This window comes from Streptococcus mitis, from assembly GCF_026782895.1.
Classification (GTDB): domain Bacteria; phylum Bacillota; class Bacilli; order Lactobacillales; family Streptococcaceae; genus Streptococcus; species Streptococcus mitis_CB.
In genome coordinates this window covers 60,599-85,446 of the sequence record NZ_JAKUXJ010000001.1, presented here as the reverse complement: position 1 = coordinate 85,446, position 24,848 = coordinate 60,599, and the positions used below count along the sequence as shown (strand labels likewise).

Sequence of the window (24,848 nt, the reverse complement as noted above, 5' to 3'; positions counted from 1 at the left end):
ATTATACCATAATTTCAGGTAAATAACATAATTCAAGCAAGTGTAAATGTTTTCACTCTGCTTTTCTTTTCACGTCAAGCCTTTTCAAAGCAAGCGACTTATGGTAAGATAGGCAGGTATGCGTGTAGATAATTTATTAGCCCAAGAAAAAGTTAGCCGAAAAGCCATGAAGCAAGCACTCCTAAAAGGGGAAATTCTCGTCGATGGTTGCCCAGCCCGCTCCCTAGCTCAGAATATCGATACAGGACTACAGGAGCTCCTCTTTCGGGGCCGAATCATTCAAGGCTATGAGCACACCTATCTTATGCTTCATAAACCTGCTGGTGTCGTGACAGCCAACAAAGACAAGCAACTTCCAACTGTCATGAACCTGCTTCCACCTGATATTCAGTCTGACAAGCTCTATGCCGTTGGCCGACTGGACCGAGATACGACCGGCCTCCTCCTCTTGACCGACAACGGCCCTTTGGGCTTTCAACTCCTCCATCCCCAATATCATGTCGATAAGACCTACCAAGTTGAGGTTAATGGACTCCTGACACCTGATCATATCCAAACCTTTCAAAAAGGAATTGTCTTTTTAGATGGTACTGTCTGTAAACCTGCAAGACTTGAGATTCTATCTGCAAGTCCTTCCCTCAGTCAAGCCTCTATCACCATTTCAGAGGGGAAATTTCATCAGGTTAAAAAAATGTTCCTCTCAGTTGGTGTCAAGGTAACCTCCCTCAAACGAATTCAGTTCGGTGATTTCACTTTAGACCCAGAACTAGCAGAAGGTCAATGCCGTCCCTTGAATCCAGAAGAATTAGAGATCATTAAAAACTATTTAGAGATGAGTTGATAAAAGAAAAAAGCTTTCAAATAAAGCTTTTTTATTTTACACTACTTAATTCATAAAAATAATCAATCCTAAAACCCAATTAATTACGGAAACTACAATCCCTACAATAGCTATAATTTTTTCTGTTTTATAGTCTAGTCCAGATTCTTTTTGAAGTGAGTTAGCATACAATAAACTGGTAATACCTAAACCAATACCTCCCAACGGAAATAACAAACCAAGAATAATCGACAAGATACCCACAAAAAGTGGATTTTTCTTCTTTTCTTTCATGTTCTAAGAACTCCTTAAATTTTATACAAATTAATTATACTATAAAACAATAGCTTCATCCTATCATTCGACTAATTTGGAAATAAGGTTAGCTAGTCTTGACTTTCCCTTTCCAAGAATCCAAACCATAAGAAAGGATATAAATCTCAGAAAAACCTTGTTTTTTCAAGTAAAGAGCTGCATTTGTAACTCGTTGCGCACGTTGGTTTTCGTAAAGAAGGACAGGTTTGTCCTTACGAAGGGCTGCAAGACTAGTTTTCAACTGACTTGAAGGAATATTGCGAGCCCCAAGAATATGTTTTCTGTGGAATTCTGCTGGGTCGCGCAAATCGATTAATTGACCCGTACGAATCAAGGCTTCAAATTCCTCATTGTCCACAATTTTAGCCGCACGGCGAATACGAAGATAGTTAAAGCCCATCCACGCCAACATTGCCAGTATAAGTGCCCACAAAATCCAAGTAACCATTAGTTCTTTTCTCCATTTTTCTCAATATAATCCAATTCTACCTTGTGCTCTCTGCGTAGAACCGCTTCTGCCTCTAGATAGTCTAATTTGTCCATCAACCCTGCATCGTAAATCCGAGAGAGCTCCAACTTCATCAGTTCAATATCATATAAGCGTTTTCCCATGTAAACAATAATACCAAATCGTTTGAGGAATTGCTGCACATCATAGAATGTTTTCATAAGACTCATTCTAGCAAATTTTTGTGTTTTTTTCAAGAAGAGACTCACACAAGAAGTAGCACAGAAATTAAAAAACTGCATCTTCTGCAACTTTTTAATCTGGTGGAAAATAGCCCAACTGCTCAGCGATATGAATCGCCTCCTGCCTGTTAGCCACTCCTAATTTTGAAAAGATATTGGCCAAGTGATTGGAAACTGTACGTTTACTCACATAGACCTTGTCACAGACATCATCAATGGTCAAGCCATTTCTAACCAGTTCTAGTATCTCGATTTCTCGTGGTGTTAGCACCTCTACCATCACTTCATCTGAAAAGATCTTACCTCCTAGATAAATCTTTTCCAGTTTTTTCACCAACTCATCTGGATCTATACTTTTATCTAGAAAGCCATAAGCTCCCATAGCTTTAGCTCGGTGTTCATACATCTTTTTGCTGTATCCCGTCAAAATTACAATCTTACTAGAACAACCATTGTCGATAATCTCTTGTGCCAAGGTCAGCCCATCATCTTGATACAGACTCGTCAGGTTGATATCAATCAAAATAATGTCGTAGTCATTAAAAGCAATCTCCGAAATAGTCGAAAAATTATCTACTAACTGGACCTTTTTAATGTTTTCCGATAACTCTAAAATCATCTTGATACTTTGGCTAAATAATTTATGATCATCAATTAACAAAATTTTCATAACACAACTCCTTATCAATCGGGAGAGTAATTTCTACACGAAATCTCTTATTATTTTCAAAAATCTGCATTTGACCACCTAAAACACTAATTTTATTAGACATATTTTTCAAGCCATAACCTAAGGATTTTTCTGTTTGAAGGCAGTCATTTTCAGAAATGATAAAAATAGTGTCATCATGCACATCAATCTTCAAAGAAATCCTTCCACCACTAGCGTACTTAACGGCATTGGTCGCCAATTCCTCAACCAGACGATAGGCAATTTTATCGTAAGGAGATAAAAGCCTAAAGTGGACAGGAAACTGTGTGACGACTTCATTTTCTGCGTGATAGCGCTTGACAATCCGATTAATCAGCCCTTGATACTGGATGTCTAACTGCTCGTCTGTTTCTACCATTGGCTGATAATAATCCATCCGCTCGCGAATCCGCTGAACCAACTCCTCTGTCACCAGATTGATCTGTTCACCAAAAGCTTGATTGCTACTATATTTATTGAAATTTTTTATCGCCATCACATTTTGCAGGATTTCATTGTGAAGAAATTCGGAGAACTGTTGTTCTGTGTCTTCATTTGCCAGCAGGCTTTTCACCATACGATTACGCTTTAAAAAGAGAACTTTTACATAATCCCTAGCATCTAACATTTCAGCAGAACCAAAAAGGCGAATCAATTCTTCCGAACAAATCCCGAACAATAGTAACATGATATTCAAGACTAAAAAGCTCGTGTTTAAGTCTAAATGAAAGATGATGAAAATGCCTACTAACAAAAACATAACCAGTAAAAACAAGCGTGAAAAAGCTTTTATATAGGACAATTTCAACTCTACTACCCTTTTCTGAAGAGAGTTAATAATTGTTTTGAGATGCAAAAAAGCAAGTATTCCAATAATCTCAAGATACCAGACTAGGTTCATCACTCCTGAGCCCCTCGTATTGATATACAAAAAGAAATAAGAAAGAGGCAATATTAAAGCTAATATCCACAAATTTCGTCTCTGATACTTGAGTTTACTTTTCAACTCTTTATGATATAAAATCAGTAAAATCAAGGGAACAAGGTTTAAAAAGAAAGACGCAAACAAGGACAGAAATAGAAAAATTGAAGGACTTAACAGATACGAACTAATGGTGATTAGTGTCAACACAAAGGACACACTCAACAGTTCTTCTCCTATTTTCTCTCCCAGAAAGATAATAGACAGAGAACTATACACCAATAAAAAAGAGTTGAGCGGATGAAGAATATCAAAAAAGTGCAACAGGGTGCTTGCAACTCCTTGATTAAATATGGATTGCCAGCTAATGAGAAACATCATCAGGAGCAACCAAAGTTTCAACTCACTATACCGAAAGGTCACAATATTGCAAATATAGCTAAATACAATTAAAGCAATAATCAGCAATAAAACCATCTGCAAGGAAAAATCTGTCGAAAAGTCCAGAGGAGTCCTATAATAAATATAAATCATTAAAGCTAGATGATTAAAAATCGTCAACCACCACAATAAAAGTGAGTTTTTCGAGAGCGATTTGACAAACTGTTTCATATGTATCTACTTCCTGAACTACTTTAATATCATTATAACACAATACCAGAATTGCAGGATAGGCAACTCTGGTATTTAACTTAATTTTCAATAATTTGCCAACTTACTCTGTAAGTCACTAGCAGGTAAAGGACAAAGAGTAAAACCGCTACTCCCAGATAGGTGATATCAATAGAAATGCTGGTATTAGCGAAATTCTCAAAATAGCCCAAAAGAGCGGTACTCAAGGCAAATGCTAGCGGACCTGCGACGACCAGCGGAACCAAGAAATAACTTAGAATCTGTTGCAAAAGAATAGAGCGATTTTGCTTTCTCTTGTTCCCAAGAAGATATATGATTTGATAATCATTAACACTATCCAAAGCACTTGTAGAAGTTTGAAGAGACAAGATACTGAGGGAAATAATGATAAAAATAACACTAACAAAAATCATGACAAAGACAATGACTCCCATAAATCCAAGATAAATCTCAAAAATTCTTCCTTTGGTTTGATAGACGAACGAATTCAACTCTGCTCCATCACGAGTGAAGTAGTATTTTTCAATCCACTGACTCAAGAATGTTTCTACTTCCCGTTTGTCTATATTTTCCTTGAAATTGGCAACATAGGTCGTGTGGTCTTCCGTCAATCCAACTACTACCTTATCTGGTACAATCAAGGTTCCTGAGTCATTTGTAGTTACTGAAGATAAAAAGTAAACTGTTTCAAGTGGCTTTGAAGAGGCAAGGTTGAGAGAATGACCGTTAATCATGAAGGTTTTGGTCGTTGATAGAAAGTCCTGGATCTGCTTGGCAGTTCCTTTATAATTGGCATTGACTAGAAATTGGTCTTCTGCCAAGTCAACCGCTTTTTTCCCTTGCAGTTTGCGGAGATGATTGTAGGCAGAAATTCCTAAAATCGGTACTTTTGATTCAGGAAGTTTCTTATCATGCTCCCAGAGATTACTAGTATCAATCAAATCTTTATAAGTTAAATCACTAGAATAGATAGGACAGCTGTACTCCTCTTTGATGAGGTTAAAGTCAAAGCCATCGGCTTTCAATCTGTCTTTGACAGATTCCTGAGAAAATTGAAACTCTTTACCACGGTAGAGATTGACAGTTACATCATAAGGTGAGTATTTGTTCAGCTCTCGGTTCATAGTCGTATAGGCACTACCACTAAAAACTAGTAAGCTGAGAGCCAGTGTCAAGGTCAAGGATAAGACAGCCAACGTGACCGAATTACTATCAGCTTGTTTTGAAAATTGACGGATTTTAAAAGTGTTTAGTTTGTTATAGTAGGTTTGAGGCAGTTTTCTAAGGGAGACCAAGATAAAATGGCTCAAGGTATTGTAAAATAAAATCACAAAAATCACGAAGACAGATACCAGCAAGATACCCCAGCTTTTCAAGAATGATAGATGGTGATAGTCTGAAAAATAGAGAGCACCAAAACCGATAACAGCTGTCGAAAGAATAAAGAGAAGTGCTTGAAGAACTGGCTTGCCTTTTGCCAAGACAGATTTCTTGACCCCATTTTCTTGAATGAGTGCAATGATATTTTGCTTTCTAAAGGTAAGAATGTCCATGACACCAACAATAAAACTGGTTACCAAATAGGAATAAACTAGCAAGATGATAGACTTGCTATCAAAAAAAAGCAGACTACCAAAGTAATTGGCCATAAAAAACTCAGATGCAATCTTAGCTAGAATGACCAGTAAGATCAATCCAAGCAAGAAACCTAGAATCAAGGAAAAGATATTGACCAGCATGGTTTCAAAGAACAGGGTACGGATAATCTGCTTCTTCTTCATTCCCAGCGTTGCATAAAGTCCCAGTTCTTTCTTGCGCCGTCCCAGCACAAAATTTGTGGCGTAAACGATGAGAAAGGCAATCGCCGATAGAATCAGATAGGAAAGCAAACCCATGTACTGGCTCATCACCGTCGTCAACATTTCCTTTGCTCCTGATAAACTTTGCATCACTGGATGGCTTGGTAAAGCATTAAAAGCGTAGAGCAAGCTATAAATCAAGGTCAGACTGAAAAAATAGATGGTATAGGTCTGTAAATTTCGAAATACATTTCGTAAAATCAATTTTGGATACATACTCTCCTCCTCCTATCTGGTACGGCTGTAAATCTCTTGCAAATACTGTTCATTAGATAGGCTGTTACGTTCCAAATCATCCATAATCTTTCCATCGCTAAGTAGCACCATCCGTGAGGAATACTTTGCTGCAGCAGGGTCATGCGTAACCAGTAAAATGGTAATACCAAAACTTTTATTGATATCCTGCAAAAGTGCCATCAGTTTTTCAGAATTGGCAGAGTCCAAGGCTCCTGTCGGCTCATCTGCAATAATCAGTTTAGAATCATCAATCAAGGCTCTAGCAGTTGCCACACGTTGTCGCTGACCACCTGATAACTGATTAGGAAACTTATCTTTTAAGTTTTGGATGGCCAACTTATCCAAAATTTCCACAATCTTATCCTGATGTTTTTTGATATTTTTCCCCTGAATTTGAAGAGGTAGAACAATATTTTCATAGACCGTCAAGGTTTCCACCAAGTTGTAGGCTTGGAAAATATAGGAAATGTTTTTAGCACGATAGTCAGCTAGTTCATTTTCCTTGGCATGGATGATGTCAAAATCTTCAAATCGAATCTCACCTGACGTTGGTTTATCAATCGTTGAAATACAGTTGAGGAGTGTTGTTTTTCCACTACCACTGGCACCCATAATTGCCAGAAATTCACCTTTTTCAACGGACAAGTTCACATCTGATAAAGCATGAACGATATTACCCCCTTGACCAAATGTTTTCGTTAATCCTGTTACAATAAGCTGTTTCATCATTTCATTCCTCCGTTTCTTTATTACTCTCTTATTATACGGTTCCTTTCAATGTTTGGCATGAGTATTTTGTGCAATATATTCAAGTAATAAAAAACCGATGCCTTTTTCAGGTATCGGTCGATGTTGATTATTTGCGATCGTTTCTTTTTTTCATAAAGTAAACAATCCCTATGACAACAACTCCTAAGACCAGTACAGGTGCATAGAATTCTAGTGTTCCAATAATTCCTTCCATTTTATCCTCCTGTCAAAAAATAGAGAGTTTTATTCACAGCGCACGTTTGACGAAATACATTCATAAGAATATGCAAACCACCAAGCACAGCGCCCCTGTGCTGTTAATCTAACAGCCGTACCCTAACCCAGCAGCAGATTTTCCATCCAATTCTTGGCTATTAATTTCCACAATCCAAAGAATCAATCTCAAAGTTGTCTTGTTTTATTTGTATTTCTCCCGTAAATATAACACCAAATCAAAATGTTGTCAATGTTTTGAAATAAAACACTAGAATCTTCCTTTTGTTTTATCTAACAGCGAACATTATTTCTCGTAAACTCATAGGAATAGGTGAAATACAATCCACAGAGACCTGCTAGTGTCATTTTAAAAGCTATGTACCACTAGCTCCTGATTTCCCGAAAAGTTCTTGGTTTTCAACCTCAAAACTGAGAGAATCAATTTCTAAACGATTTGTATTTTTAGCCATAAGGTTGCCTCCTTCCTTCTTTTGGATGATCATCTTTACAATAACTAGTATAAACTCTAGTATTGGATAAGTAATGAGTAAATCGTGCAAGTTTCTTATTTTCGAGGAAAATTTTTATAGTTCTCAATTAAAAAACAGCTGAACAATCTCTTACTCAGCTACTTTTTTACACTATTTCTTAAATTATTTAGAATTTTCTTCTTAGTTACTTTACAGAGACCCACACACTCCCCCTGATTTTCCTATCTTCTTTGGCGATTCTGAAGCAAGTGTGGTACAATAAAAACATGAGAATTCAACAATTACATTATATTATCAAAATCGTCGAAACTGGCTCCATGAATGAAGCAGCTAAGCAACTCTTTATCACTCAACCTAGTCTTTCCAATGCAGTGAGAGATTTGGAAAATGAAATGGGCATTGAAATCTTTATCCGCAATCCTAAGGGCATCACCTTGACCCGTGATGGGATGGAGTTCCTCTCTTATGCCCGTCAAGTTGTCGAGCAAACCCAGCTTCTGGAAGAACGCTATAAAAATCCTGTCGCCCACCGCGAACTTTTTAGCGTTTCCTCTCAACACTATGCCTTTGTGGTCAATGCCTTTGTCTCTTTGCTCAAGAAAAGTGATATGGAGAAATACGAGCTTTTCCTTCGTGAAACTCGGACTTGGGAGATTATCGACGATGTCAAGAACTTCCGTAGTGAGGTCGGTGTCCTATTTTTTAACAGCTACAACCGTGATGTTTTAACGAAAATGCTGGATGACAACCACCTGCTGGCTCACCATCTCTTCACAGCGCAACCGCATATCTTTGTCAGCAAGACCAATCCTCTGGCAAAAAAAGACAAGGTAAAACTGTCTGACTTGGAAAATTTCCCTTACCTTAGTTATGATCAAGGGACACACAACTCCTTCTACTTTTCAGAGGAAATCCTTTCTCAAGAGCATCACAAGAAATCCATCGTGGTTAGTGACCGTGCCACCCTCTTTAATCTCTTGATTGGTCTGGATGGATACACGATAGCAACAGGGATTTTGAACAGCAACCTCAACGGAGACAATATCGTTTCCATCCCACTGGATATTGACGACTCCATTGAGCTAGTCTATATCCAGCATGAAAAAACCAGCCTATCTAAGATGGGCGAACGCTTTATCGACTATCTCCTAGAAGAAGTCCAGTTTGATAGTTGATACTCTTCGAAAATCAAATTCAAACCACGTCAGCGTCGCCTTACCGTACTCAAGTACAGCCTGCGGCTAGCTTCCTAGTTTGCTCTTTGATTTTCATTGAGTATGAGAATCACTCTAAATCGAATAACCTAAAAACCTCAAGAACTAGTTTTCAACCCTAGTTTTTGAGGTTTTTTCTCTAATAGTAAATCAAAATGATTTTATAAAATCTTATTTTTTAAACCAAAATATATACAGAATTACAACAAGGATAAGTCCAGCTCCTGCAACAATGCCAAACACTGGAATGTTTTCAAATAGTTTTTGTTCTGGCTTTGTCTCCTCACTACTGTCTTGAGTTGATTCTGCCACTGTATCGTCTTGTTTCGCTACTTCTGGATCTGTTTTTTTCTCTATTTTCTTAGGACCATAATTTGGATTTACAAAAGTTACTAGCTTGGAAGGTTTAGAATAGTCTTCCTCCCCTTCTTTTACTACCCACAATACATTATATAAAGTTCGCCCTTCTAGTACCATACCATGTTCGAGTCGGTGACCAGGAGGCAAACCTCCACCTAAACCAACAATTAAAGAGAAAAAATCATCCTCTTGATTTTCTGTTAAGACAATAAATCCATTCTCACTCACTTTTTTAAGACGAGATACCTTCCCTCTAATATCTCCATCTTTAAAGGTTCCAGTGTAGCTTCCGTCCTCTCCTAAAATAAGTGATGAAGCTTTACCAGATTTAGTACCATTATTTGGCTCTTTATTAATCCAAGTACCTACTAATTCAGATGGCAAAGGAATTTCATCACCAATTTTAGCATCAGCAAGGGACTTGGGCATAGGAGGATTCGGATCCATATTATCTCCTATGATTGGGAGATTTAGAGAAGTATATTCAATAGCTGAGGTATCTATTTTTGTTTTAGAATCAAGATTTAACTCATCTAAATCACCTTCTCCTGCTCTAAATTCACCTTTTTTAATTAAACTTGGCTCCTTATTTTCTTTAGAAAGTTGGAACAATCTATATGACATAATCCCTGGAGAACTTTCGAACACTATAATACTACCATCTGTGTAAGTATTAATAACTGTCCCCATTCTAAGGCTTGTATCCCAAAATCTATCAAATAATGGAGTTGGAGTATTACCATTCATATAGTATACTTCAAACAGTTCCCATTTTTGACCGTTGGTCAGACCGATTAATAACTCATCCGTCCCATTTTTATCAATATCCATCAAAGCGTAACCAAGTCTATTAGCATTATTTTCAAATAGATGTTTGCTCTCCCACTTCTCAGTAATTTGTGGCAATAGTTGGTTGTAGGCAGTATTGTCAGCTTGGGCTGAATTCATAAGTGAAAATAAGCCTAATATAGAACAAACAACCACCAGTATTTTGTTTAGTAATTTCAAACGATTTTCCATATTTTTATAATCTCTCATATTCTAACATCATTCTCTCAATATCGACTTTATCTATTGTCGACAAATCAGTCACGTTCTCACGTGATACTCTAATTGATAAATTCTTAATAATTTTTTCATTGATATTTCTAATCCAGCGACCATTACTACAATCATTGATTTTGTTATACAAAGATTCAATAGTTTGAGTATAATAGTCCACATCAATAAAGTATCCTTGATTTTTTAATCCTAATAAACCAATTTGAATGATTTCATCCGCTGTATAATCTTCAAAATCAAAAGTGTTTGGAATTCGACTTGGTAGTCCTGAATTTACTGAGAGAAATTCTTCCATTTCCTTTGTATATCCAGCAAAGATAATGACAATATCTCTTCTGTGATCTTCCATGAATTTAAGTATCTCATCAATTGCTTCTTTACCAAATCGATCTTCATTAGAATTGGATAGCGTATATGCTTCATCAATGAACAAAACTCCTCCTAGAGCAGATTTCAATACTTCTTGCGTCTTGATAGCCGTTTGGCCTACATACCCAGCTACTAAATCACTTCGAGATACTTCAATGAATTTATTTTGAGGAATAATTCCCTTTTGATAAAGAATTTTTCCTACAATGCGAGCTACAGTAGTTTTACCAGTCCCTGGATTTCCCAAGAATAAGGAATGAAGTGAGAACTCGCTTACAGCAGCGCCTTGTTCTTCCCTCTTCTTATTCAGCTCAGCTAATGAAATAAATTGTTCAACCTGTTTTTGAACTTTCTGTATTCCTATCAAGTTTTGTAATTGTTCCAAAGCATCTTTTTGATTCTCTTCTGGTTTTTGAGTACCTTGAAGAAGAACATCATCTATATCGTCATTAATAATGGTCACATAATCCTCAACCTGCGTCTCAACAACACGATTGGCTAAAGCTCTCATTAAGTGTTCATTAAAATTACGAATCCATCGTCCATTACTATGATCTAACGAGCGACTATAGGCCTGCTTAACTCTCATAGCATAATAAGATTCGTCTTCAAGTTGATAAGCAGATTTCTGAAGATTTATCAATCCCATTTCGACAATTTCATCACCAGAATAGTCCTCAAAGAAGAATGTATTTGGTACACGTGACTTTAATCCAGGATTCGTCTCAAAAAACTGTTCCATTTCTTTAGTGTACCCCGCAAATATAATCATAATTTCATTGCGGTAATCTTCCATATACTTTAGTATCGTGTTTATAGCCTCTAATCCAAAATTATGTTGAGAAGATTTTCCTTTATTTAAAGTATATGCTTCATCAATAAAAAGAATACCACCTTTAGCCTTTTCCAATATTGCTTGCGTTTGTACTGCTGTCTCACCAATATGAGTTGCAATAAGATCCGACTCAGAAACCTCAATAAATTTAAATTCATCTACAGGGAGAACACCTCTGTCAAAGAGAAGTCTACCTAACAATCTTGCTACTGTTGTCTTCCCTGTACCAGGATTTCCTGTAAAAACAGAATGTAGAGATTGTTCTTGAATTGGAAGACCTTCTGATAATCTTTTTTGATTGAATTCGACTGTTCTTAGTAATTTTTGGACTTCTTTTTTTACATTATTTAAACCAATCAAGCTGTACAATTCTTCCTCATAATCGCGTTCGATAATCTCACTGATTTCCTCTTGTGGTTCAGAATTTGTACTCTCTTCATTCAAAATTTTACAGCTATTTTCTGAAATATCCCATATTATACCATTCGTATCTTCAAATTCTTTAAGAATAGTATCTGCAATTAGGTATGAATTCTCTGAAAGTCGAATATTTGGGGTAATATTACGATTTAATTTTATTGTATTTGCTATTAAGACAGAAGCTCCACAATAAATATCAATTTTTTCCTCGTTCTCACCTATGATATCAACAAAATCACTAATCCTACAAAATGAATTGGATTCTAACAAAAGAGATTCCCTAATAGTTGTTTGCTCTATACAGACTCGACTACTAATTGCCTTTATAGATGTCAAAGAAGATCCAATTGATTCAAGACTAGCACTATTTTTCAGACAAACAGCCGCTTGATAAAATGGTTGAATGACTTCTGTATTTTGTAATTTCGCAGTCGAACGGCTTAAAAAAACTGCAGGGTAATCTTGTTCAGCGTCCCCCCCTTTTAAGACAGTATTTATGGAAGTTACTGATGAATCTTGTATATCTAATATATTAGAATTCCATCTCTCAATCACTGTATCTTCCATTTGAATAGATGAACCATTATCTGCATTCAATTTTATATTTAACTCAGCACGTTTTAGTTCTAGAGTAGAATTACTAACTTTAATTGATGTTGTACTGTAAGAACCATTATATAGTTGATTTCCTGCATTTTCGATTAACAATTTTGACTTACCTTCAACCATTATGAAAACTTTTTTATTATCTAATTGTTCATTAAAGTATACAGTATTTAGAACTACAGTTGAATTCCCCTTTATTACTAAAGCACAACGGTGGTCATCTACTTGAAACCAAATATTTTCAAACTGAACTGTAACTCCGTTCATAATTCTCAGAGTCGCTGCTATAGTATTGTGATAAAGTGTTCCTCCACCTTCGGTCTCAGAAATTTTCCCAACTATTTTGATGCTTTTTTCTATCTTATAGTGTCTTCCTGCTGGTAACTCAAGCATATAACCTTCTTCCAATGCAAGAATATCCCCATCTTTAGCCTTCGAATAAGCATCTCCAAAAGACCATGAACTAAAACTTGTTCCTACTCTATATGTTGTCATTTTTCTATTATCTTTCTAAACCATTAAAAATCTAAATAAAATGACTTATAGATATCATTTCATTTAGATTTTATCATTTATTAATCTATCTACAGTTTTATGTCATATTTAAGTTTTAATTTCACTGACTAAAACATTCTTCTGATTGAATCTTCCACAGAATGCTCAATACCTCTAAAAATTCCCCTAGTAACTTTCAAAGTAAAGAATACAACTTTTCCTAAAACTTTGAAAAATCCAATACTAATTCTAATTAAGATTGATAGCATTTTTTCCAAAATATTCCCAGCCTTTTCTACCCTTTCTTGAGTTAATAAATCAGACACTTTTCTTTTTTGCGAAGAAATTTCTTGATTTCTATTATCACTCGATATCGTACTTTCAGAATCCAATTCACTCCCCTGTACTTCAGAAATTTGATTCACATTTTGAATTGAAGGCATTTTTACTGGTTCATTTTGACTCTTTTTTTTTATAGGATGTTGACGATTATATTTAATAGCAAAGAACCAACCATAGAAAATTGTGAAATACCATGTTGCTATTAAAAGCACTATACCAACACTCACACAAACAATCCTAATTCCAAACTGAATCGCAAACATTCCACTAACTGCGTCAAGTGCACGATCAATTGCCCTATCATATACTGGTTCAATGGATGTAGGATATCCACGATAATCATAATAGATTCTATGTTTTAAATAAATATCCCCTTTATCCATTTCCTCTCTATATGCAGCACCTATTTGCTTAAACATAAAACTGAAGAAAAATCCTTTTGGTATAATATTTGAGACTACTTTAAAAATGTAAGAAAATACATACGGATACAATAGAATATTGATAATTGCCCAAATAATATGGAACACAATACCTAATATTACAAAAAACTGATTATGTGAATGAGCAACATTAAATTTCTCAAACTCAGCAATTTCTGAAAATATTCTTACAGTATTGTAATAGGTGATAAAACCTAATACACCTACACCTAAAAAATTAATTGGATTTAAATAATACCAAAATGGAAAACGAAATAAAATTTTTTTCATTTCAACCTAAAACCTCTCTTATCACTATATAATACCGAATTTCTACTATAACATTCATCCCAACTACTACTGAAATGAAATTATTTAATTCATTTTTTCACTAGTAGCTTTATCACCTTTTATAATCATTATTGCTGCGAAAAGATTTATTACAACACATACATAATATAGAATCGCTCCAAGACCTAAATTCGATCTTCCAACCAATTCTTTTGTTATTGAAAAATGAACAAGAATTCCAAATAGACTTAACAGAATAACTATAATCGATGTAATAATTTGAAGCACTCTTCCTTTTCCAATTACTAAAGATAATAAGAAATTAATTACAAATGCTCCGTACCAAACCAAAAATAGATACCATAATGGTACATCCAAATATTCTGAAACATGTTCACTTACCGGAGCTAGTGATTGATTACCTGATGTAACAACAGGCAATAAGAAAGTAATTAGGCCAACCAAGCTGGCTAGAGTTATTAATTTTTTAAATTTCATTTGATATTCTCCCTATATACAATATACAATTTCTTACCCCAGTAACTTTTAGGGTACTGAGGTAAGCTTTGAATGCGTTGTCTATTTTACTCGGTTAAAGGTTTGATCTGGCTCTTGAAGATAGAGTTCTTTATCTTTTAACATATATTTTGTTTTTCCTATTTCTCTTCCTTCATCGTCTGTTATTGTCAATACTTTCTTTTGTTTATTAATTTTCACTAATCTTTTTTCTTTGTCTCCGTCTGAATCTTCAGAGATGACGGTCCCAGCATTTCCTTTAATCACCATGATTAAATGATCACGTTTTGTTAAAATTTCATAAGTTCCATCTAAGGGATCACTGGTTAATTTGCGAACTCCAAAGAACACAATAAGAAAGATAGCTAGGCTTATCCCGATAGATTGTAAAGGTTTTGTTTCAAATAGTTTTTTAATCTTTTCAATGAGACCATTCATATCTAGATTTTCGATTTGTTGTCCAGCTTTATCTACAAAACTTGATGCCTCTTTTTTGATTGCTTCTACTCTATCAGGCTTCTCTTTAACTACTTCATTAATTGATTCTTCCATTCTTTCCGTAGTCTCTTCGACTTTTTCTATGGTCACTTCTTCGTTCGTTTGGTTTTCATGTTTTTCCATTATTTTCTCCCAGTTTAAAATAAGTTTTATCTACAATATAGATTTATTTTCTTATTTCACCCACTTACCTGAGCCATCTACTTTGTAACCATCTGGTGTACGTTCGTTAACTGCCATCTTACCATTTGACTTGAGATAGTAGTCACCTACCCATGTGTTACGAGCATAGCTGCCTTCTGATGTTAGGTAATAGTAAGAGCTATAGCTGCTATCATAGACCCACTCGCTCTTGGCCATTTTACCATTTGATTTGAGGTAATAGCTACCTACCCAAGTGTTACGCGCATAGCTACCCTCAGATGTTAGGTAATAGTATGAACTATAGTTTTTATCGTAAATCCACTCGCTTTTAGCCATGTAGCCACCTGATTTGAGGTAATAATTACCTGACCAAGCATTCTGAACATAGTTACCGGAAGCATTTAGGTAGAAGTATGAATTGTACTGAACATCAAAAATCCATTGATTAACTACTTTCACACCAGCTTTGTAGTAAGAAGAACCTGACCAGCCAGTCTGACCTGAGCTAGAGTTAGTGGTTTGTTTTGGAGTTTCAGTAGCTTTAGGTGTCTCTGAGTTTGTTATAGGTACATATCCGTGATTTGATACTTTAAATACTTCTGACCGACCAAAATATCGTTTCCCAAAGTCTTTTTCGCTATAAACATCAATATGATATCTTCCATCTTCAGCATATAGTAACCAAACATGGGATTGACTTCTAGTTTGATCCCCAAAACTATTAAAGTTATAACTAGCTACAATAGCCCCTGTATCTTCATTAACTAAATCATAATACAAAGATGGATTATCAGTAGAAGAATTTCTTTGAATATCTACCAACACACTTCCTGAATAAACCGGGTTCCCAGTAGTGGCTATCAAGGTGATTTTCAAGGGATTTTGAGTATCCTTGACACTCATATCTGTTAAGGCATGAACCGTTGTCGGTTTAGAGGCCACATAACCTACTGACAATAAAGCACCTGCTAGTAAAGAAGAGACCAACATTTTTCTGTTTTTCATAACAAAACTCCTTATATATTTCTATTTTTCAAAAAAATCATGATAATTGTCTTATAACCTTAAAAGTAAATATGATATTTTTCTAGTATCGAGCATTTAAGTTTTTCCCATGTCATTTTCTCCTTTGATGGCTGATAGAATAGGATTGAGTGGTAAGTCAATCCTTGTTATACTAGTATAACAAGCCTCCTTTTTTAGCTATTCTTTCCCTTATCATACCATAATAGATATTTAATTTTTTAGCCATTTAAACTATAGTTTCAATCTTGTTCATAAAAACAAAAAATAGCATAGAATTCTAATATTTTGTAACTATAGTTTTCTTTCTCCATTTTTTTCTCTAAATTTTTGTATAATAGTCTTAGAAGTATATAAGGAGACTATTTATGGAAAACCTATATCCATTTGGAGCTACATTTAAGTACCTGCGCGAAGCACGAGGACTCAGCCTAAAGGAAGCAGCATCAGATATCGTATCGCCACAGTTCCTTAGTCAATTTGAAAAAGGAGACAAAGGAATTTCACTTGAAAACTTTGCTAAACTCTTAATTGTTATCGGAGTTGAATGGAATGATTTTGTTCTCGCCTTTGCAAATAAAGGTGGAGACTGCTTAGAATTACCTGCTATTGAATTTGGCAAGCATGTGGTCCATGAAGAAGATATTCTCACTTACATTGAAGAATACGAAAAATTATTTGATGTCTATCTAAAAGACAATCCACTGCAAGCAGATATGATTTTCAAATCTATTAAATTAAGACATTATCCAACCATATCAAAGAGTCCAGAAACTGTTGCTAGAATTCAAAACATTATCAATCATTTAATGAAATCGGATGTCTTTAATAGTATCGAACTTGAAATTTATCGTGTGATTGTCAATCATTGCCCGATGGAACTTATTGACCATATGACCAAACAATTACTACTTATGTATAAAGAAAGTGCAAATACTGACACCTACATCCGTATTTTAAATGCTCTCACTTTCTCTGTAAAATACTTCTCTGAACTCGGTTACTATCAAAAGGCTGATGATATTATCAAAAAAATTAAATCACTTCAGACCTTCGAACGAGGCTATCTGGCTATTCCCCTCATGTTCCTAGAAGTTGAACATGTTTACAATCAATTTAGATGGAATAAAGCTGAGGCTATTCCCTTAGCCAAAAATCTATTCAATTATCTTCAAAGTGCAAAATTTATTGATCAGCAATACTACTCTAATTTTATCAATGCCTTCACTTATCATTGCCATGCATTAAATAAGACTGGTATTGATTTATTCTAATCGTCAAAAAAGTTGCTCCATTTTAGGAACAACTTTTTATTTATAATTAAAGATTCCCCCTGCCAGCTTATCAGCTAGCTTTGGAAAGAGGGTATAAAACTTATGGGCTAGGTTCAACAACATCGGTAGATTGAGTTCTCGTTTGTTTTTTCCTATAATCTTGACAATCCTTTTAGCCACTGCATCTGGTTCTAGCAGGAAGCGGTCAACCGACTTGAGATAGATTCCATCTGGATCGGCCTGGTCAAAAAATCCTGTGCGGATTGGTCCTGGATTAACCGTCGTTACATAAACACTGTAGGACATGAGTTCGAGGCGCAGAGCATTTGAAAAACCAATGGCCGCAAACTTGGTCGCTGAGTAGAGACTAGACTTGCCAGTAGCGATCAAACCTGCCATGCTAACGATATTGATGATATGGCCTTTTCGACTTTCCTTCATTCGAGCCGCAAGGCGACGAGACAGATTCATCAGTGCAAAGGCATTAACCTCGAACATCTGATGAATATCTTGGTCGGAAATCTGGTCAAATTCCTCAAAGATCCCGTAACCAGCGTTGTTTATCAAAACATCAATCTCGCCATAGCGGATATAGAGGGCTGCTAGCAGAGTTTCTAAGGCTGAATCATCGGTAATATCGATTTCAATCAATTCTGCATGGGGATGATTTCCGTAGAGTTGGGCTAATTTTTCCTTATTTCTACCAAGCAAGATGAGTTGGTCATTTGGCATGAGTTTGACCATTTCTTGAGCTAGACCACCGCTAGCTCCGGTAATGAGAATAGTACGCATACTGTTCCTTTCTCAATCTTTTAGATTTCCACTTCTTCCAAGTCTTTGACGACATGGACATTTTCAAAGACACTAGCCGCATCTTTCTTGAGCTGGCTGATATCTTTTGAGAGGAAACGGGCACTGATATGGTTGAGCAAGAGGCGTTTGGCACCTGCTTCTACTGCAACCTGTGCTGCCTGCATATTGGTTGAGTGACCATGATTGCGAGCAATCTTTTCATCGCCCTTGCCATAAGTGGATTCATGGACAAGGACATCGGCATTTACAGCCAGACGCACACTGGCATTGGTTTTTCTGGTATCGCCTAGAATGGTAATAATCTTACCAGGACGTGGCGCTGAGATATAGTCTGCTGCCTTGATTTCAGTTCCGTCTTCCAAAACAACATCCTGGCCGTTTTTGATTTTCCCAAAAAGTGGGCCAAATGGGACACCAGCAGCCTTGAGTTTTTCAGCATCCAGCGTTCCTTCTAGGTCCTTTTGCATGACACGATAACCAACACAGAAAATAGTGTGGTCCAACTCCTCTGCATACACCGTGAATTTATCGGTCTCAAGGATTTTTCCTAAAGAATCTTGGTCAAACTCATGAAAATGAATACGGTAAGGCAGACGCGAACCTGACACACGAAGGCTGGTTAAGACAAAGGACTTAATCCCTTGCGGTCCATAGATTTCCAAATCTGTCTGCTCTTCATTGGCTTGAAAGGCACGGCTCGAAAGGAAACCTGGCAAGCCAAAGATGTGGTCTCCATGTAGGTGGGTAATAAAGATTTTGCTGACCTTACGTGGTCGAATTGTCGTTTCCAGAATGCGATTTTGCGTACCTTCTCCACAGTCAAAGAGCCAGACTTCGTTAATCTCGTCCAAAAGTTTCAGGGCAAGACTGGAGACGTTGCGGGCTTTAGAGGGCTGGCCAGCCCCCGTTCCTAAAAATTGAATATCCATTCGATACTTTCTAATTAATCAATATATAACATGGCTGTGCGATTTTCCGATCGGAAATAGCGCTTGCCAGAAAAAGCTGTAGCTTCTTGTAATAACTCCTCTTGGCTGTATCCTTTAAGACGCTTGCGACCATCAGCCAAGCTTTCTAAATCTGTCAAAGCTGTGAGACTCTCCATGCTAACAACTTCCTCATCTCCAACAGCCTTCATGTAAATCTTTCCAGACTCTTCAAAGACCAGTTGATGGGGGAAAATTTGCGCAATTTCAAAAAGCAAGTCTTCTGAAATAACCTCTTCATTTTCAGAGAAAATCCGACCCAGACCCTCACTCTCATAACAAAAACCAAAGGATTTGCCAGACAGATTAAGCCGAATAAAAGGCTTGTTTTCTAGAGTGAAACTTGGCTCAGTATTGTAAAGATTCAGTTCCTGACTGACTTCTGCAAAATAATCCGTCGCTGCTTCAGGACTTTTTTTCTGGTAGAGTTCTGCAAAGTAAGCATTGACCACGCTGGGCGGAGGTGTGATCAGTGCCAACTGCTCTTGCTCTGTTTTACCAGCTAGAAGTTGATCCAGATAGACCTTGTCCAGACTTGTATAGCCCCCATATTTTAGAGCCAACGTTTTAATATCAGTCATAAAATTCCTCTAACCTCCATTTATTTTTCTCGGAAATGTAGCCTGTAATCACTTCGCCGTCTTCTTGATAATCACGTTCTTCAAGAATCGCAACACTTTCTAAATCATGAATCTTGTAGGACTTAGAAAAAGGCACGCGCAGGGTAAAGGATTCAAAAATATCCTTGATTTTCTCTAAAAACAAAGCCTGCAAATTCTCACGACTATCCTCAGACTTGGCAGAAATGAGGGCATAAGGCGTTTGGGTAGGCGTGAAATCCTCCACCAAATCCGCTTTATTATAGAGGGTCAAGCGAGGAATGTCGTCCATATCCAGGTCTTTCATGATGGACAGAACTGTTTTTTCATGCTCCTCATGGTAAGGATTGCTAGCATCAATAACATGAACCAGAAGGTCCACATGCTTGCTTTCTTCCAAGGTTGATTTGAAACTGGACACCAATTCTGTCGGCAAATCTTGGATAAAGCCCACGGTATCTGTCAAAGTTACTTGGAGATTCCCCCCCAGATGGATACTCTTAGTCGTCGCATCCAGAGTCGCAAAGAGCTCGTCCGCTTCATACTGGGTCTTACTGGTCAAGGTGTTCATGATAGTTGACTTCCCAGCATTGGTGTAACCAATCAAACCAATCTTAAAGGTGCTGGACTCCAAACGTTTTTCTCTGACAGTCGCCCGATTTTTCTCAACCACCTTGAGCTGGCGCTCGATATCCGTGATTTGGTTGCGAACACTACGACGGTTCAACTCCAACTGGCTTTCACCAGGTCCACGGGAACCAATTCCCCCTGCCTGACGGCTGAGCATAATCCCCTGACCAACCAAGCGAGGCAGGAGATATTTGAGCTGGGCTAGGTGGACTTGGAGCTTCCCTTCATGGCTCCGAGCTCGCATGGCAAAGATATCCAAAATCAACTGCATACGGTCAATGACCTTGACACCCAGAACTTCCTCTAAATTGACATTCTGCCTTGGCGTCAGACGGTTGTTGACAATGACAGTAGTAATTTCTTCTGCATCCACCATGAGCGCAATTTCTTCTAGCTTACCAGAGCCGACGAAGGTCTTGGAATCATACTTTTCACGTTTTTGCCTGTAACTATCGACTACGACGGCACCAGCTGTCTTAGCCAGACTGGCCAACTCTTCCATAGAGAGATCAAAATTGTCCATGCCCTGCAATTCCACACCAATCAGCAGGACCCGTTCCTCTTTTTTCTCCGTTTCAATCATCTAAAAACTCCTCTATCTGGCTTAAAATGCGATCTTTTACACCAGTTTCTCCAATCTGATAAAAGGTCACCTGCATGCGATTACGGAACCAGGTCAACTGACGCTTGGCAAAACGACGAGTAGCCTGTTTGAGACTCTCACTGGCTTCCTCCAAGGTCTGCTCTCCACGGAAGTAAGGAAAGAGTTCCTTGTATCCAATACCTTTAGCAGCCTGCACATCAGGGTAATGGTCAAAAAGCCACTTGGCCTCATCCAAAAGCCCAGCCTCAAACATCAAATCCACTCGATGATTGATTCGTTCATATAATTGACTGCGTTCATCAGCCAAGCAGATAATCAATGGTTCATACAAGGTCTCCTGATTTTCCAAATCCTGACCAAAATGGGCAATTTCCAAGGCACGCATCGCACGACGACGATTAAACTGGGGAATATCAAGGCCTGCTTGCTCTACCAGATGAGCTAACTCTTCATCTGAAAAAGGTTCTAAACTAGCTCGATAGGCCAAAATCTCCTCATGTGGTGTCTCCCCACCCATGTGATAACCTTCTAGCAAGCTCTGGATATAAAGTCCAGTCCCACCAGCGATAATGGCTAGCTTACCACGACTGTCAATATCCTCAATAGCCAGCTTGGCTTCTGAAACAAAATCAAAAGCCGAGTAAGACTCGGTTACCTCTCTAACATCGATTAAATGATGAGGAACAGCTGACTGCTCCTCTGGGCTAGCCTTGGCCGTCCCAATATCTAGACCTCTATAAACTTGCTGACTATCACCGCTAACCACTTCGCCATTAAAACGCTTTGCAACTTCAATGGCAAGGGCTGTTTTTCCAACAGCAGTCGGTCCAACAATCACAATTATTTTTGTTTTCATCTTTTTTCCTTGAAAAATTCCCATTTTTTCGTTACTATTATAATAACACAAAAAGGTCGGTCAGAAAAATGTGACCTCTTGAAGGGGCTGGCTGATTGAGAATATAAAGGAGGAAGACTCATGGCTAAAGGATTCGCTAAAGGTCTTGTAACAGGTGTCGCAGGAACTGTCGCTGCAGTCGCAGGTGCAGTATACGCATTTAAAAAGAAAGTGATCGAACCAGAAGAACAAAAAGCAGCTTTCATCGAAGAAAACCGTAAAAAAGCAGCTCGTCGCCGCGTATCACGTTAAGAAACAAAAGAAGTTGGGATTTATTGTCTCAACTTCTTTTTCTATTCTTTTATACTGAGCAAACTAAGAAGCTAGCCACAGGTTGCTCAAAGCACTGCTTTGAGGTTGCAGATGGAAGCTGACGTGGTTTGAAGAGATTTTCGAAGAGTATTAAATAGCTAGGTCAAACTTCAACTGTGGCTTAACAGGGTCATAATCCACCAACTCAAAATCTTCTGCTTTGATATCAAAGAAATTGCTCCCATCTGGAACATTCAAGACCAAACGTGGTTGGCAATTTGACGGCTCACGACGAAGCAATTCCTGAGCTTGTTCAAATTGATTGTCATAGATATGGAGGTTGTTTATGAAATAGAAGAACTTCCCAACCTTCCAGCCAAAATGCTTGGCAATCATCATTTGAAGAGCCACGTACTGCATAGCGTTGATATGGTGGGCCACTAGCATATCATTCGAACGCTGGGTCAAGGTCGCATCCAGATAGATTTCCCCATCTACACGGCGGACATCAAACATGGTCTGAAAAGCGCACGGGAGCAGCCCATCTGTTTCTTCGAAAGCTTGGTAATCCCAGAGCGAAATGATATTGCGGCGGTTCCAAGGGTTGGCTTCCAACTGCTTGAGAATCTTATTGATGATATCGTGTTTCTTAACAACGGCACCATAGCGCTCACCGATGGTTCCCGTATCTCCCACTTCCCAGTCATTCCAGTAGTGAACATTGTACTTGTCATTAAGCACGTCTAGGCTATTTGACTGGTCTTGGTAAATCCAGAGCACTTCCTTGATGGCGGATTTGATAGCGATAGGGCGTAAAGTTGTAATGGGGAATTCCCCCTTGGCCAAGTCATACTCGGCAAATGCACCCGTTACATACTTGGAGTTGGCAACTGTCCCATCCTTGTACTTGGGACGGGCCTGCTCAGAAAAGACACCGTCTTTGAGGATTCGTTCAATATTTTCTTTAAAAATAATATCTGCTTTTGTCATTCTCTCTCACCTCATTTATTGTCCTAACTAGTATAGCATAAAAAAAGCTTTTCTACATTCTCAGATAATCAATAGCTTTCTTGTATTTTTCAAATCGTTCCAGATCCTTTTCAGTAATTGTAGCTAGTCTAGATAAATCTGAATTATGTTTCAAATCTGCTAATTTGACACAACGTGCTATAGGATTCGATTTAACAAGTTCCAAATATTGTTGATAATCTTGTCCCTTTTTCTTGGTCAGTACCTGCACTGCAGTAACAACAGTCTCTGGTAAACCAGCCAATATTAGTTCTTCTACTGTATAAGGGCTATCTTCAAGAACATCGTGCAATAGAGCGACTGCCTTTTCTTCTTGCGTATCGACCAGACTTGCTACAAAAAGAGGGTGTTTGATATAAACTACTCCAGCCTTATCATATTGTCCCTCATGTGCTTTTTTTGCAATGGACAAAGCCAATTCAAACATGGATTGTTCTGACTTATTCATTTAAAATCTCCTTTCTAAAATCAAAAAGTTAAGAGTTATATTTACAATTATGATCTTGAAAAAGAGCCTGATGAATCACCAAGCTCTGTCATTTTTATTTTATTGCAATACAAGTGATGCTGCTCCGATAACTCCAGCGTCATTTCCTAGAGTTGCAAGAGCTAATTTAGTAGATGTGCGTACTTGTGGGAAAGTATTTTCATCGTAGACTTTTTGAACACCTTGTAGAAGGAATTCTCCCGCAGCTGACACACCGCCACCGATAACGATTGTTGATGGGTTTAGGATTGAGCCAATGTTAGCACAAGCGATTCCCAAGTAACGTGAGAAATTACGGTAAACGATCAAAGCAAGATCGTCTCCTTCTTTTGCCAAATCAAAGACAGTCTTAGCAGTTACTTCTTCTCCATTATCAATCAAGCGTTTCAAGGCTGCATCACCTTCGTATTCGTCGGCATAACGACGAGTCAAGTTGACAATACCTGTTGCTGAAGCAACTGTCTCAAGGCAACCTTTCTTACCGCAAGTACATGCGATTGGTTGGTCAAAGTCAACAGTGATGTGGCCAAGCTCACCTGCTGCACCAGCAACACCGTGAAGCAATTTGCCTTCTGCGACGATACCGCCACCAACACCTGTACCAAGTGTCATAAAGACAACATCTGGTTGGTTATCACCAGCCCCCATCCAACGTTCACCAAGAGCTGCTACGTTGGCATCATTATCGATGAAAAATGGAATGCCCAAGGCTTTTTCAATCTTTTCTTTAATTGGTTGAAGGGTTTTCCAGTTCAAGTTGTAGGCACCAATAACAGTTCCTTTTTCACGGTCAACCACACCTGGTGATCCCATTCCAACACCTTGGAAGTCCGCTGCTGCCAATCCAAGCAAGTCCAAACGATGTTGAATAGACTCAATCATATCATCAACGATATGACTTCCTTCATCCAAAATGTTGGTTTTGATAGACCATTTTTCTTGGATTTCTCCTGCTGTTGTCAAGATTGCAAATTTGATAGAAGTTCCACCAAGGTCAATCCCAATAATCTTTTGACTCATCATATTCTCCTTTTTTATTATGAATTAATTGAAAATGC

At 37.6% G+C, this 24,848-nt stretch carries 26 protein-coding genes; 4 read left to right on the top strand and 22 right to left on the bottom strand.

Annotation, left to right across the window (positions count from 1 at the left end; all coding sequences use genetic code 11):
• Positions 1–118: 118 nt before the first annotated feature.
• Positions 119–841 carry a 16S rRNA pseudouridine(516) synthase gene (locus MK480_RS00370; protein WP_268707033.1) on the top strand — a complete coding sequence of 241 codons (723 nt, stop codon included), beginning with the start codon at positions 119–121 and terminating at the stop codon, positions 839–841.
• Between the two features lie 45 nt (positions 842–886).
• Here MK480_RS00370 and MK480_RS00365 read toward each other — a convergent pair whose 3' ends face one another.
• The 8 genes from MK480_RS00365 to MK480_RS00330 all read right to left on the bottom strand — a co-directional run bounded on the left by MK480_RS00365 (position 887) and on the right by MK480_RS00330 (position 7,131).
• Positions 887–1,114, bottom strand: a complete 228-nt coding sequence (locus MK480_RS00365) for a DUF4190 domain-containing protein (protein WP_261015932.1) — start codon at positions 1,112–1,114, stop codon at positions 887–889.
• A gap of 88 nt (positions 1,115–1,202) precedes the next feature.
• Positions 1,203–1,583, bottom strand: a complete 381-nt coding sequence (locus tag MK480_RS00360) for a rhodanese-like domain-containing protein (RefSeq protein ID WP_000259256.1) — start codon at positions 1,581–1,583, stop codon at positions 1,203–1,205.
• Positions 1,583–1,852: a YqgQ family protein gene (locus MK480_RS00355; protein WP_033689072.1), complete on the bottom strand. Its 270-nt coding sequence runs from the start codon at positions 1,850–1,852 to the stop codon at positions 1,583–1,585. Before MK480_RS00355 ends, MK480_RS00360 begins: the two co-directional genes overlap by 1 nt.
• Positions 1,853–1,898: 46 nt before the next feature.
• Positions 1,899–2,495, bottom strand: a complete 597-nt coding sequence (locus MK480_RS00350) for a response regulator transcription factor (RefSeq protein WP_084926669.1) — start codon at positions 2,493–2,495, stop codon at positions 1,899–1,901.
• Entirely contained in the window at positions 2,476–4,050 is a 1,575-nt protein-coding gene (locus tag MK480_RS00345; protein WP_268707032.1) for a sensor histidine kinase, read from the bottom strand. Before MK480_RS00345 ends, MK480_RS00350 begins: the two co-directional genes overlap by 20 nt.
• An 80-nt stretch (positions 4,051–4,130) precedes the next feature.
• Positions 4,131–6,146, bottom strand: coding sequence for an FtsX-like permease family protein (locus MK480_RS00340; RefSeq protein ID WP_268707031.1), 2,016 nt, complete (start codon positions 6,144–6,146; stop codon positions 4,131–4,133).
• 12 nt (positions 6,147–6,158) lie between these two features.
• Positions 6,159–6,893, bottom strand: a complete 735-nt coding sequence (locus MK480_RS00335; RefSeq protein WP_268707112.1) for an ABC transporter ATP-binding protein — start codon at positions 6,891–6,893, stop codon at positions 6,159–6,161.
• Between the two features lie 130 nt (positions 6,894–7,023).
• Positions 7,024–7,131, bottom strand: coding sequence for a QVPTGV class sortase B protein-sorting domain-containing protein (locus tag MK480_RS00330; protein ID WP_004256158.1), 108 nt, complete (start codon positions 7,129–7,131; stop codon positions 7,024–7,026).
• Between the two features lie 759 nt (positions 7,132–7,890).
• On the opposite strand from MK480_RS00330, the gene MK480_RS00315 reads away from it, so the two are divergent.
• A complete protein-coding gene (locus MK480_RS00315) occupies positions 7,891–8,799 on the top strand; it encodes a LysR family transcriptional regulator (RefSeq protein WP_060628759.1) in 909 nt (302 codons plus the stop codon).
• Between the two features lie 210 nt (positions 8,800–9,009).
• Here the strand turns inward: MK480_RS00315 and MK480_RS00310 are convergent, their stop codons facing one another.
• The 6 genes from MK480_RS00310 to MK480_RS00285 form a co-directional block, all read right to left on the bottom strand.
• Positions 9,010–10,236, bottom strand: a complete 1,227-nt coding sequence (locus MK480_RS00310; protein WP_268707030.1) for a hypothetical protein — start codon at positions 10,234–10,236, stop codon at positions 9,010–9,012.
• Positions 10,223–12,985 carry an AAA family ATPase gene (locus MK480_RS00305; RefSeq protein ID WP_268707029.1) on the bottom strand — a complete coding sequence of 921 codons (2,763 nt, stop codon included), beginning with the start codon at positions 12,983–12,985 and terminating at the stop codon, positions 10,223–10,225. Before MK480_RS00305 ends, MK480_RS00310 begins: the two co-directional genes overlap by 14 nt.
• Before the next feature lie 128 nt (positions 12,986–13,113).
• A complete protein-coding gene (locus tag MK480_RS00300) occupies positions 13,114–14,040 on the bottom strand; it encodes a hypothetical protein (RefSeq protein ID WP_194250701.1) in 927 nt (308 codons plus the stop codon).
• Positions 14,041–14,124: 84 nt separating this feature from the next.
• The gene (locus MK480_RS00295; RefSeq protein ID WP_153199527.1) at positions 14,125–14,538 is read right to left on the bottom strand and encodes a hypothetical protein; all 414 of its coding nucleotides are present in this window, start codon (positions 14,536–14,538) and stop codon (positions 14,125–14,127) included.
• A gap of 81 nt (positions 14,539–14,619) precedes the next feature.
• Positions 14,620–15,177, bottom strand: a complete 558-nt coding sequence (locus tag MK480_RS00290) for a hypothetical protein (protein WP_153199525.1) — start codon at positions 15,175–15,177, stop codon at positions 14,620–14,622.
• Positions 15,178–15,228: 51 nt separating this feature from the next.
• Positions 15,229–16,203 (bottom strand): choline-binding protein C, encoded by a 975-nt coding sequence (locus MK480_RS00285; protein ID WP_268707028.1) that lies wholly within the window; start codon positions 16,201–16,203, stop codon positions 15,229–15,231.
• Between the two features lie 386 nt (positions 16,204–16,589).
• Between MK480_RS00285 and MK480_RS00280 the strand changes: the two genes are divergently transcribed.
• Positions 16,590–17,495: a helix-turn-helix domain-containing protein gene (locus tag MK480_RS00280; RefSeq protein WP_268707027.1), complete on the top strand. Its 906-nt coding sequence runs from the start codon at positions 16,590–16,592 to the stop codon at positions 17,493–17,495.
• A 36-nt stretch (positions 17,496–17,531) separates the two neighbouring features.
• On the opposite strand, the gene MK480_RS00275 is transcribed toward MK480_RS00280, so the two are convergent.
• Genes MK480_RS00275 through miaA form a run of 5 tightly spaced genes read right to left on the bottom strand, consistent with a single transcriptional unit; the run spans position 17,532 to position 21,983 of the window.
• On the bottom strand, positions 17,532–18,287 hold the full coding sequence (locus tag MK480_RS00275; protein ID WP_268707026.1) for an SDR family NAD(P)-dependent oxidoreductase: 756 nt from the start codon (positions 18,285–18,287) through the stop codon (positions 17,532–17,534).
• Between the two features lie 20 nt (positions 18,288–18,307).
• Positions 18,308–19,237 (bottom strand): ribonuclease Z, encoded by a 930-nt coding sequence (rnz, locus tag MK480_RS00270; RefSeq protein ID WP_268707025.1) that lies wholly within the window; start codon positions 19,235–19,237, stop codon positions 18,308–18,310.
• A 14-nt stretch (positions 19,238–19,251) separates the two neighbouring features.
• Positions 19,252–19,875, bottom strand: coding sequence for a cystathionine beta-lyase (locus MK480_RS00265; protein ID WP_268707024.1), 624 nt, complete (start codon positions 19,873–19,875; stop codon positions 19,252–19,254).
• Complete coding sequence (hflX, locus tag MK480_RS00260; protein ID WP_247931932.1) at positions 19,868–21,106, bottom strand: GTPase HflX; 1,239 nt, start codon at positions 21,104–21,106, stop codon at positions 19,868–19,870. The genes MK480_RS00265 and hflX overlap by 8 nt, the downstream gene beginning before the upstream one ends.
• A complete protein-coding gene (miaA, locus tag MK480_RS00255) occupies positions 21,099–21,983 on the bottom strand; it encodes a tRNA (adenosine(37)-N6)-dimethylallyltransferase MiaA (RefSeq protein ID WP_261184993.1) in 885 nt (294 codons plus the stop codon). The genes hflX and miaA overlap by 8 nt, the downstream gene beginning before the upstream one ends.
• 120 nt (positions 21,984–22,103) lie before the next feature.
• On the opposite strand from miaA, the gene MK480_RS00250 reads away from it, so the two are divergent.
• Positions 22,104–22,274, top strand: coding sequence for a DUF3042 family protein (locus tag MK480_RS00250; RefSeq protein ID WP_001051780.1), 171 nt, complete (start codon positions 22,104–22,106; stop codon positions 22,272–22,274).
• Positions 22,275–22,424: 150 nt separating this feature from the next.
• On the opposite strand, the gene MK480_RS00245 is transcribed toward MK480_RS00250, so the two are convergent.
• From MK480_RS00245 to MK480_RS00235, 3 genes are all read right to left on the bottom strand, one after another.
• Complete coding sequence (locus tag MK480_RS00245; protein ID WP_268707023.1) at positions 22,425–23,264, bottom strand: thymidylate synthase; 840 nt, start codon at positions 23,262–23,264, stop codon at positions 22,425–22,427.
• A gap of 52 nt (positions 23,265–23,316) precedes the next feature.
• The gene (locus tag MK480_RS00240) at positions 23,317–23,751 is read right to left on the bottom strand and encodes a GTP pyrophosphokinase (protein ID WP_261141752.1); all 435 of its coding nucleotides are present in this window, start codon (positions 23,749–23,751) and stop codon (positions 23,317–23,319) included.
• Between the two features lie 99 nt (positions 23,752–23,850).
• On the bottom strand, positions 23,851–24,810 hold the full coding sequence (locus tag MK480_RS00235) for an ROK family glucokinase (RefSeq protein WP_268707022.1): 960 nt from the start codon (positions 24,808–24,810) through the stop codon (positions 23,851–23,853).
• Positions 24,811–24,848 lie beyond the last annotated feature (38 nt).